General features: G+C 55.4%; 8 protein-coding genes. 7 read left to right on the top strand and 1 reads right to left on the bottom strand.

The window, feature by feature from the left end:
• Positions 1-193: 193 nt before the first annotated feature.
• Positions 194-1,828 (bottom strand): L,D-transpeptidase family protein, encoded by a 1,635-nt coding sequence (locus QT231_RS20415; protein ID WP_308338645.1) that lies wholly within the window; start codon positions 1,826-1,828, stop codon positions 194-196.
• A gap of 106 nt (positions 1,829-1,934) precedes the next feature.
• On the opposite strand from QT231_RS20415, the gene QT231_RS20410 reads away from it, so the two are divergent.
• From QT231_RS20410 to QT231_RS20380, 7 genes are all read left to right on the top strand, one after another.
• On the top strand, positions 1,935-2,657 hold the full coding sequence (locus QT231_RS20410; RefSeq protein WP_308338644.1) for a murein L,D-transpeptidase catalytic domain family protein: 723 nt from the start codon (positions 1,935-1,937) through the stop codon (positions 2,655-2,657).
• Between the two features lie 168 nt (positions 2,658-2,825).
• On the top strand, positions 2,826-3,950 hold the full coding sequence (locus tag QT231_RS20405) for a CZB domain-containing protein (protein ID WP_308338643.1): 1,125 nt from the start codon (positions 2,826-2,828) through the stop codon (positions 3,948-3,950).
• Between the two features lie 102 nt (positions 3,951-4,052).
• Complete coding sequence (locus QT231_RS20400) at positions 4,053-5,072, top strand: patatin-like phospholipase family protein (protein ID WP_308338642.1); 1,020 nt, start codon at positions 4,053-4,055, stop codon at positions 5,070-5,072.
• A gap of 389 nt (positions 5,073-5,461) precedes the next feature.
• On the top strand, positions 5,462-6,814 hold the full coding sequence (locus QT231_RS20395) for a NarK family nitrate/nitrite MFS transporter (RefSeq protein ID WP_308338641.1): 1,353 nt from the start codon (positions 5,462-5,464) through the stop codon (positions 6,812-6,814).
• Between the two features lie 95 nt (positions 6,815-6,909).
• Positions 6,910-8,187 (top strand): nitrate- and nitrite sensing domain-containing protein, encoded by a 1,278-nt coding sequence (locus tag QT231_RS20390; protein ID WP_308338640.1) that lies wholly within the window; start codon positions 6,910-6,912, stop codon positions 8,185-8,187.
• A 120-nt stretch (positions 8,188-8,307) separates the two neighbouring features.
• A complete protein-coding gene (locus QT231_RS20385) occupies positions 8,308-8,994 on the top strand; it encodes an SDR family oxidoreductase (RefSeq protein ID WP_308338639.1) in 687 nt (228 codons plus the stop codon).
• A 140-nt stretch (positions 8,995-9,134) separates the two neighbouring features.
• On the top strand, positions 9,135-10,127 hold the full coding sequence (locus tag QT231_RS20380) for an LLM class flavin-dependent oxidoreductase (protein ID WP_308338638.1): 993 nt from the start codon (positions 9,135-9,137) through the stop codon (positions 10,125-10,127).
• The last annotated feature ends 18 nt before the right edge of the window (positions 10,128-10,145 follow it).

Here is a 10,145-nt window from a genome sequence, read left to right as displayed (position 1 = left end):
CCCTTGCCGTCGGCTAGCACTTCCCCTTGCCGGGCGTGCAGGGGACTTTCACCCCCAAGTCATCCTGAGGCACCACCCCCAGGAACAGCGCCAGTCAAGGCGCTGCGCGCCATGCCTGGCGCACTACGAAAAACACCGCCTTCAACTAGGCGGTGTTTTTCGTTGGTGTGCATTATTCTTTAAATACTCAACCTTACACTGGGCGCTGCAATGCAGCTAGTAGCGCTGCATCACGGCGGTAGATATCAGGTCTAAACTCCACCTCACCCTGGGCATTCGGCCACGCGGTTAAATAGTGCAGCGCAATGGGAATACGCTGGGTCAAACTCACGTTGCGATCGCTCCCACCATTTAACAGCGTACTCATTTGGTAGCGACTACCAGTGTCTTGCAGCAGCATTTGTGCCAGCTCAGCCACGCCTTCAACCCGTATACAGCCTGAACTGAGTGCACGCTGATCACGTTGGAATAACCCCCGCGCGGGGGTGTCGTGCAAATAGATCATGTCATCATTGGGAAACCTCACCACGACGCGACCTAAAGGGTTAGCCGATCCTGCTACTTGGCGTAACATAACGCCGCCTGGGCGCTGCCAATCAATCTCCTCGGCCGCTAGCAGCTCACCCGAGAGGCTCACCACCTGGATATTTTTACGCGATAAGTAATCAATATCGGCGCGCACCTGGGGCAACACATCCTCGCGCATTATCGTCGGCGGGATTGTCCAGGAGGGATTAATGGTCAAATGGCTGATCGTGGAGTGAATAATCGGCGTCTCGCGACGTGGCGTACCTACCACCACCCGGGAATCCCAATGCTGACCGTTAGGGCGCACGTAGTGCATCCGGTAGCCTGCAATATCAACCCATACCCGTGGCTCGGCAGACTGCATTGGACGGATCCACCGCGCGCGCTCTAAGTTGACCCGCAGTTGATCGATTCGCGACGCCACCGAGGTATTCAACGCCAGGCGGGTTTGTTCGCCCACCACACCATCTTCCCGCAGCAAATGGCGGCGTTGGAAACGCCTCACCGCAGCTTCTAGCGGTGCATCAAAGGTGCGCCGATTAGACGCCGTCTGTACCCCAATCATTGGATAAGCACTGCTGTCAGCCACTTGTAAATCAGCTTCACCCCACAGCGCTAACCGTTGACGCAGTACGCTCACATCGTCGTCTTCATCGCCTGGCCGAAGCGATTCATCCCGTGCGGCCAAGAAGGGCACACTGCCCAAGTTAACCAGCTGATAATGCTGCTTCAAGGCCTCACGCAACTGCTGATATTCAGGGGATGAGGGCCGAGCCAGGGCGATAGCGTTATCAATTACGCGATCATCGACAGCATGCACAACGCGCAGCAGCGAATAACCACGTTCGGGGCGTGGCGCGTCCCACTGGGGCTCGATATCACGAGGGTTCACTTTGCCCCGTTCTAAATGATCCAGCGCCAGCAGAAGCGAGCGGGTCGCTTTAATATCAAACGTCGCCTGGGTGGCTTCTGCGCCTGCCTGACTGCGCTGAAACTCACCCAGTAGCGTATCAGCGTGGTAGTCTTCGGGTGCTAGACCGTCGGTTTCCAGACTGTTCAGTGCTGCTACCAATGATTCAACCGCCCTGGCTGACTGCCAAGCGGGCTGACCATCGCGAAGTTGATAAAACTCAGCAATGGGTAGTCGGTGCGCTTCCACCTTGCTTAACTGCTGGGACAGCGCCTGCTGTAACGGCACTGAATCCGCATACGCCTGACTAATACCGAAAGGGCTATGGGTAAGCGTGAGACATAGAGCGACCCCTATCGCCCATTGTCTTAGTGGCTGTATCTCGTTCATCGCCCTCTCCTTGCGTTACTATAGTCTTCCACATCGCCGACCCTGCTTTTTTATCTTAGTCGGCTAATCTTCATAATGACTGATATTGCTTGTAGGATCGACTTTTATGGCTCTTCGTTTAAATGTTGCCACGTTAATATTTTCCCTACCTTTTACATTATTTACATTACCGCTACACGCTGCCAGTTTCTTTGCCCAGGTTGATTCAACGCCCCCCCGCGGCGTACTGCCTTTAAACCATCAGTTGCAACAGCTCGCCCCCCAAGCGTCTCCCGATGCACTGCGTTTAGCCGCTCAAGCCCTTAACTGTGCCGAACCAGATGCCGAGCGTCTGGCGGTGATCGATTACTCTTTGCCGTCTACCCAGCCGCGCCTGTGGGTGTTTGATTTGCGTCAGCACAAGCTGCTCTTTGAAGAGCTGGTCTCCCACGGCCAGGGGTCTGGCGATGCCCAGGCCGAAACGTTTTCCAATACTCCCGACAGCCATCAATCCAGCATTGGTCTATTTCGTACCATGAACAGTTATTACGGCCGCAACGGCTATTCCCTGCGCCTGGAAGGGCTGGAACCGAACGTCAACGACTTGGCGTTTGAACGGGCTATTGTGATCCATGGCGCGGACTACGTGAGCGATGCGTTCATCACCCAAACGGGGCGGCTCGGTCGCAGTCATGGCTGCCCGGCCGTGCGTGAAGACGTGACTTACCCACTGATCAATAGCCTCAAAGAGGATCAGTATGTATTCGCCTATTATCCCGATGCGGAATGGCTGGCTACTTCAACGTTTCTAGGCTGTACAGCCGAGGCCGCGCAGCTTGCCCGGCGCTAATATCGAGGCTTTTGGTAAAAGTGAACGTTAACAACCTCAGTCTTAGAGATCATTGGTAGCTCAATTTCATCATTTACGGCCGCTAAATCAGGCGCGAGAGGGAACCTTCTGCAATACTTCGTGACAAATTAACACAAAGTGTTGCTATCTGCCGTAGGTGTCGCTGCCATGTTCACCTTTATGCACCCATATCAAAAAATCCGGCGCCTGGAACAGGAAGTTGCCGAGCTACGCACTCAGCTTGACGCTGCTACCCCCTCCCCCAGCTGCCGATTGCTAAACCTGATGAAACCGGCGCAATCCATCAGCATACTGCAGGCGAGAGGTGCAGATATGCTGACGTCTCTCAATAGCGGCATTCAGGAGTACGCTGACCAGCTTGCCGGCGAGCGCGCCACTCTAACCGAGACGGCCAATTTAATTGCCGCCGCTGAACAGGCGGTCGATACCCTTGATCAGCACTGTCTCGACACTGAGCATACCGAAGCGTTACCCCCGTTAGTGCTGGCCAAAACCTTACATGCCCTAAGCCAACTACAAGTCGCCCTCGCCCGCAATGCAGGCCACGCCCAAGCATTAGCGGTGAGCGCGGCGCTGGAAACGGCTCATAGTCAGGGTCTAATGGGTAGCGCGGACTCGGCTAGCCAGGAGTCACCAGGGTTGGCAGCCATTGCTGATGACATGCACCGCCTAGCGTTGACTATGCACCGCTTAAGTCACCAGCTCAGCCAACTGATGGAGCAAGTTAATAGCCAGGTAAGAGAGCACTCACAGGCCGTGGTGAAAAAGCGTTTGGCCGACGATGAGATTGCCCGCTCGGCGCAAACAGCCAAGCAGGCAGTGCATCGACTCGCTGACCAATCCCAGCATATGCATAAGGTAATCCATCACAGCGCCACCGCTGCGTTTTTACACTCCGCAAAGCTCGATCATGCAGTATGGAAGTGCCGACTTTATAAGCAACTCCTATCTGCCAACACAGACACGCCCTTAGAGGATCACCACCAGTGCCGTTTGGGCCGCTGGCACCAACAGGGAGAGGGCCACCAATGCTACGCTCGTACCGATGCTTATCGAGCCCTGGCGGCGCCCCATCGCCGCATGCACGACAGTGGTGCTGAAGCGCTTACGTTTGCCCGCTTGGGCGATCGCAATGGTCAACTAGCTGCCTTAGGCGTCATGGAAGAAGCCAGCCAGCAGCTCGCCCTTCAACTGGACAACCTTATGGAGCACGCTATATTTGAAGCGCCATACTCAACCAACCATCGCTCACCGCTTGCAGGGGCGCCTTAAATAACCGCTGTGCGCTAAATAGCCTTTCGTCTTATCTGGCCGCCTATGCCATGCTGGTTTTACTGGAACCAATTTCTTCACCAGCGGCAATGGGAAAAGCATATGGCAAAGGTCAAAAAGTTAGACCTCGCACTACAAGGCGGCGGCGCTCATGGGGCGTATACCTGGGGTGTTATCGATCGGCTACTGGCTGATGATCGTATTGAAATTGAGGGTATCAGTGGCACCAGCGCAGGGGCGATGAATGGCGTGGTGATGGCCGATGCGCTGACCAGAGGTGATAAAGAGACCGCGCGGCAAGCGCTGCACGACTTTTGGCAAGCGGTGAGTCGCGCGGGCATGGCCAGCCCCATCCGCCGCTCTCCCTTGGATATATTGACCGGCAACTGGAGCCTGGATCACTCTCCCGGTTTTATTGCCATGGATCTGTTAAGCCGCGTGGCCTCCCCCTATCAACTCAACCCGCTCAACATCAATCCTCTGCGCGATATCGTGGCTGATCACATTGATTTCGAGCGGGTGCGGCAGTGCCAGCAGCTTAAGCTATTTGTTGCAGCAACCAATGTACGCACAGGTAAACAGCGGGTGTTTCGCCGTGAAGAGATGAGCGTTGATGCTGTGATGGCCTCTGCCTGTTTACCCTTTATGTTCCAGGCGGTGGAGATCGATGGCGAGGCGTATTGGGATGGCGGTTATATGGGCAACCCCGCGCTGTTCCCACTTATGGAGGAGTGCAGCGCACGAGATATTCTGCTGATACAAATTAATCCAATCAGCCGCAATGAAGTACCCACCTCCGCGTCAGCGATTATGAACCGCCTCAACGAGATCACCTTTAACTCAGCGCTGATTAAAGAGATCCGCATGATCGCCCTGCTCAAGCATGCCCTCGAAGAGCAAGGTATTGAAAACTGCTACCAGCAGGCGTTGTTCCACCGTATCAGCGGTGAGCAGGCGCTGGAGGGGCTCTCAGTGTCCAGCAAATCCAATTCCGAGTGGGCTTTTCTATGCCATCTATGTGAACAGGGCCAAGCAGCTGCCGAGAGCTGGCTAAGTGAGCACTTCGATGCCATCGGCAGCTACTCCACGCTTGATATAGACGCCGTCTATTTGCATGAATAGCGGGCTACCCACCTTCGTTTACAACTCCTCTAGGGTTTGTACGAAAAGTCGGCGAGCGCAGGCAGTTTTCGTACAAAGCCTAGCACCAAGATGCCGCAAAATGCGGCACTGCATGCCCAATCATGCAGCATAGCCTTGATCACTCATCGCTCACACGCACAGCAAAAATAAATTAACATACTGATTTTTAGTAACAAACAACCAACTGGCAAACTACCTGCATAACTCCTACCAGTGGTGGTAGGCGTGGACCAGGCCCAACTGGGTACGAGTGCGTCGAACCTGACCTTCAACGATGAAGGCATGTTCTCGTCAATTGTTTGCGTAACGCGTTAGCTCGTTTGCGTTGCGTTGCGATCAACTCGTTTTATGCCCCGTGAGGCCATCCCATGGACATACGCAACAAAGCCAACCGCATTCGGTTATTCAACTTCTCGACCCCTCAGATGCGCGCTTTCCACTTCTCATGGTTCGCGTTTCATATCTGCTTCTTTGGCTGGTTCGGCATCGCCCCACTGATGGCGATCGTTCGTGAAGATCTTTCGCTAACACAAACTCAAATCGGCAATACGATTATCGCTTCGGTGGCGATCACCGTGATAGTACGCCTTGCCATTGGCGTACTGTGTGACCGTATCGGCCCGCGTAAAACCTATACCGGGCTACTGCTATTGGGCGCTATCCCGGTGATGGGCATTGGCTTGGCCGATAGCTTTGAAACCTTTCTATTAGCGCGCTTGGCCATTGGGGCGATTGGCGCCTCTTTCGTGATTACCCAGTACCACACATCAATGATGTTCGCCCCCAATGTGGTTGGCACCGCTAACGCTACCAGCGCGGGCTGGGGCAACTTGGGTGGCGGCACCACACAAATTCTGATGCCGCTGATCTTCTCTGGCATGCTGATGCTGGGCGTTAACGAAGCCTTTGGCTGGCGCTTGGCGATGATGGTACCGGGCGTCGTGATGTTCTTTACCGGTATTGGCTACTGGTTCTTCACCCAGGATGCGCCTAACGGTAATTTCAGCGAACTGCGCGCCCGCGGCGAACTGCCTGAAGCTTCAGGCGAAAATGGTGCCGCGCAAAGTTTTTTAGCCGCCGCTAAGGATATCCGTGTTTGGGCACTGTTCGTCGTCTACGGCCTCTGCTTTGGTGTGGAACTGACGATCAACAATATTGCTGCCATCTACTTCTTCGATAAATTTGATCTCACCCTGGCCACCGCCGGTCTGATCGCTGGTTTATTCGGGCTAATGAATATTTTTGCGCGAACCCTGGGCGGCGTTTTCTCGGATCTTTTCGCCAAGCAAGGGGGCTTGAAAGGCCGCGTTCGCTGGCTATTTATTGCCTTGGTTTGCGAAGGTGTTGCCCTGGTGGCGTTCTCTCAGATGCATGTATTAAGCCTGGCGATTGGTATCATGCTGGTGTTCAGTCTATTTGTGCAGATGGCTGAAGGCGCCACCTACGGTGTTGTGCCGTTTATTAACAAAAAAGCCTTGGGCGCCGTCGCAGGGATTGTCGGCGCTGGCGGTAATGTGGGGGCGGTGGGCGCTGCTTTTCTATTCCGCAGCGAAAGCCTGACCTACCAACAAGGGCTGTTCTATCTTGGCCTCACCGTACTGGTTCTGGCCTCCTGCGTGTTGCTGGTGCGCTTTAGCGATGCTACCGAAGCCGAAGAGGCCAAAGCCTACCGCGACGCAGTAGGTGATGATGTAGGCGCAGGCGCTCTGTCGTTACGTTAAGCGCTTTCCAGTACACTCCAAGCACTCCCCTCCTGCTAAGAGCGGCAGAGCGGGAGTGCTCATTTTTAGGCGGCGAGTCACTCAAGGAAATCTCTATGTCTTCAGCGCAGCAACTGCTTCTAACCGCCATCCGTTGCGATATCGACAACCTTACCCACCTTGCCACCACCGCCGATATTGTCGGCGACATTAGCCGCTTTATTCATATGCTCCAGCGTGAGCGGGGCGCATCAACGATTTACCTGGTTTCCCAGGGACAGCGCTTCAAAACCCGCCGCGACACCTACCGACAGCACAGTCAGCAAGCCGAAACATTAATGCGCCAACGGCTGGAAGCGCTCAGCGAGGAGGCCCGCCCCCAGGCCGCCGCGCGCTTACTGCGCCGAATTGCCGCCGTTTGGTATGCGCTAGACGAGCTTGGTGCACTTCGCCAAGCCATCGATACCTTTGCGATCACGCCCGATTCGGCGACTCAGGCGTTCAATCAGTTGACCAGTGGACTGCTGGCCATTGTGTTTGAAGCCGCCGACACCTCCATCGACCCTGATATCACCCGTACGCTAGTGGCAATTTTCCACTTGATGCAAGGCAAAGAGCTGGCGGGCCAAGAGCGCGCCTGTGGCGCCTTTGGCTTTACCCATGGCCACTTCGACGAGCCCCACCGCGCGTTGCTAAACCAGCTTATGAAGGATCAGCAGCGCTGTTTTGACACTTTTGTAGAGTTTGCGACACCCGAAGCGCAGCAGGCATGGCAAAAAGAGCTTTCACCGCGCACGCTGTCGGGTGTTTGCCACCTGCGCGATATCGCCTGCCAACGCTCATCGGCAACGCAACCATTACCCAAAGAGACACCTGATAAGCTGGGTGAAACCTGGTACGAACTAACCACCCTGCGTATAGACTCAATGAAAATGGTTGAAGATGCGCTGATCTCACAGCTGAGCGTGCTTTGCCACCGCAAAATTGCCCAGGCCGAGGATGCATTAGAGAAAGCTAAAACGCAGACGTGTACTTATCCCCCTGCGCCGTGCGAACAATTGCTGGCGCTCAATGATGGTCAAGCGTTAGGCGACCTGACCGCCAACGCCCTCACCTCTCCACTGGGGCGGTCGCTGATCGAACTCACCCAGGCCCAGGCTAGCCGCTTACAGGGACTGAGCGATGAGCTGGAAAACACCCGCAAAGCGCTGCGTGAACGCAAATTGATTGAACGCGCTAAGGGCCTGATCATGGCGCACCAGGAGATGAGCGAAGAGGAAGCCTATCGCTTTCTGCGTAAGACCTCGATGGATCAAAGCAAAAGCATGGCGGATATGGCTCAAGCTATTCTCGATCTCTCCGCGATGCTAAAACGTAAGGATGCAAAAATATAAAGCCGCCGTTAATGATTACTTAGCAGCACTGCACCAGCAGCTTAAGCCTATATTTGCAGGATGCCGTCACCTTAGCCATGCTAAAAGCTTACTTGATTAATTAGGCAAGGAGTGCAACCCATGCAAAACGGCGTGCTATTAATTACCGGCGCATCCAGCGGCATTGGCGCCGCCACCGCCCGAGCAGCCGCGCGTGAAGGCTTTAAACTGGTATTGGCCGCCCGTTCTAGCAACAAACTCACCGCACTGGCCCAAGAGCTGGGGCCAGAAAATGTGCTGACCTGCGAGCTGGATGTAACCAACATGGAGCAGCAACAGGCCATGGTCGATCAGACGCTGGAAACCTTTGGTCGGTTGGATGCCGTCTTTGCCAACGCTGGCCGTGGCGGCTCACCCGGGGGCTTTAGCGAGGCTGACCACGACACATGGCGTGAGATGATCCTTACCAATATCTATGGCGTGGGCCTCACAATCCAAGCCTGCTTGCCTGCCCTTAAACGCCGCAAAGGCCATGTGCTATTGACTGGCTCAGCGGCAGGCCGCACGACCATTCCGGGCTCTATGTATAGCGCCACCAAATGGGCGGTCACGGGAATCGGCTATAACTTACGTGAAGAGCTGCGCGGTACCGGCATGCGCGTAACACTGATTGAGCCAGGGATGGTCGACACGCCCTTTTTTGATCAACCGCCGACCCACGCCTTAGAGGATCGGGATATCGCCAATGCAGTGGTTTACGCGCTGGCGCAGCCTGCCCATGTCGATGTGAATGAAATTCTTATTCGCCCCACCCCGCCGCTTGAGTGAATATTTGTGGTATAGCGAGCAGCACCTGTTGCCATCCACACCTTGCAATTCACCTGCACTGGCCGCATAACGTGTAATTACCAAGCGCGCTAAGTAATTTTTTTTCACTCTACGCGCCCACGACTTTTTGCAGGTGATCCATGAGCCAACTCACTTCCACGGCACTTTCCGTCCTCGACCTGGCGCCTATCCGCCAGGGCGGCAGTGCCGCAGAGACCTTCCGCGATAGCGTTGCCCTTGCACAATTAACCGAGCGGCTGGGCTTTACCCGTTACTGGCTCGCCGAGCACCACAATATTGCCGGTATTGCTAGTGCGGCGACATCCGTATTGATCGGCCATATCGCCGGACAAACGTCCACTATCCGCGTGGGCAGCGGCGGCATTATGCTGCCTAACCATCCACCTCTGGTGATTGCCGAGCAGTTTGGCACCCTGGAAACCCTCTACCCTGGCCGCATAGACCTGGGTTTAGGCCGCGCGCCGGGCTCGGATGGCGCCACTATGCAGGCCATGCGCCGCAACGCTCATGCAGGGGTCGACGACTTTCCACAGCTGCTGAATGAGCTGCGCAGCTACTTAGCCGATCCTGAGCCCCAACAGCGTGTGAAAGCGGTTCCTGGCCAGGGCACTCATGTACCTATTTGGTTACTGGGATCCAGCGGCTACAGCGCACAGCTGGCGGCCAAGCTTGGCCTGCCCTTTGCGTTTGCTGCTCAGTTTGCCCCGGGTTACTTATTTGAAGCCCTGCGTTTATACCGCGACAACTTCCGCCCCTCGGAGCACCTGGATAAGCCCCACGCCATGGTCGGCCTACCCGTGATGGCCGCAGAGAGCGACGCGATGGCTCACTATTTGGCTACCACCGCGCAGCAGAAGTTTTTAAACCTGATCCGCGGCAAGCCGACGCAGTCACAGCCACCGGTTGAGCAACTAGACTGGTCGCCGGTTGAGCAGGCCCAAGTCAGCCAGTTTTTAGGCGCAGCAATTATTGGCGGGCCAGAGACGGTGAAGGCGGAGCTTGAAGAGTTCCAAGCGCGTACTGGCGCCGATGAGCTGATGATTAATAGCGATTTTTATAACCATGCTGACCGCCTGCGTAGCTACGAGATTGTGGCTGAGGTCGCTAGATAAACGGTTCGCTGTACAGGA

The organism is Halomonas sp. SpR1 (assembly GCF_031010175.1).
GTDB lineage: Bacteria > Pseudomonadota > Gammaproteobacteria > Pseudomonadales > Halomonadaceae > Vreelandella.
The sequence above is the reverse complement of the archived record's forward strand: the minus strand, read 5'-3'. Positions and strand labels throughout refer to the sequence as shown.

What these genes read in the sequence shown, in the direction of transcription:
- QT231_RS20415 (WP_308338645.1), bottom strand. Translation starts at nt 1,828, where the DNA reads ATGAACGAGATACAGCCACTAAGACAATGGGCGATAGGGGTCGCTCTA.
- QT231_RS20405 (WP_308338643.1), top strand. Translation starts at nt 2,826, where the DNA reads ATGTTCACCTTTATGCACCCATATCAAAAAATCCGGCGCCTGGAACAG.
- QT231_RS20410 (WP_308338644.1), top strand. Translation starts at nt 1,935, where the DNA reads ATGGCTCTTCGTTTAAATGTTGCCACGTTAATATTTTCCCTACCTTTT.
- QT231_RS20400 (WP_308338642.1), top strand. Translation starts at nt 4,053, where the DNA reads ATGGCAAAGGTCAAAAAGTTAGACCTCGCACTACAAGGCGGCGGCGCT.
- QT231_RS20395 (WP_308338641.1), top strand. Translation starts at nt 5,462, where the DNA reads ATGGACATACGCAACAAAGCCAACCGCATTCGGTTATTCAACTTCTCG.
- QT231_RS20385 (WP_308338639.1), top strand. Translation starts at nt 8,308, where the DNA reads ATGCAAAACGGCGTGCTATTAATTACCGGCGCATCCAGCGGCATTGGC.
- QT231_RS20380 (WP_308338638.1), top strand. Translation starts at nt 9,135, where the DNA reads ATGAGCCAACTCACTTCCACGGCACTTTCCGTCCTCGACCTGGCGCCT.
- QT231_RS20390 (WP_308338640.1), top strand. Translation starts at nt 6,910, where the DNA reads ATGTCTTCAGCGCAGCAACTGCTTCTAACCGCCATCCGTTGCGATATC.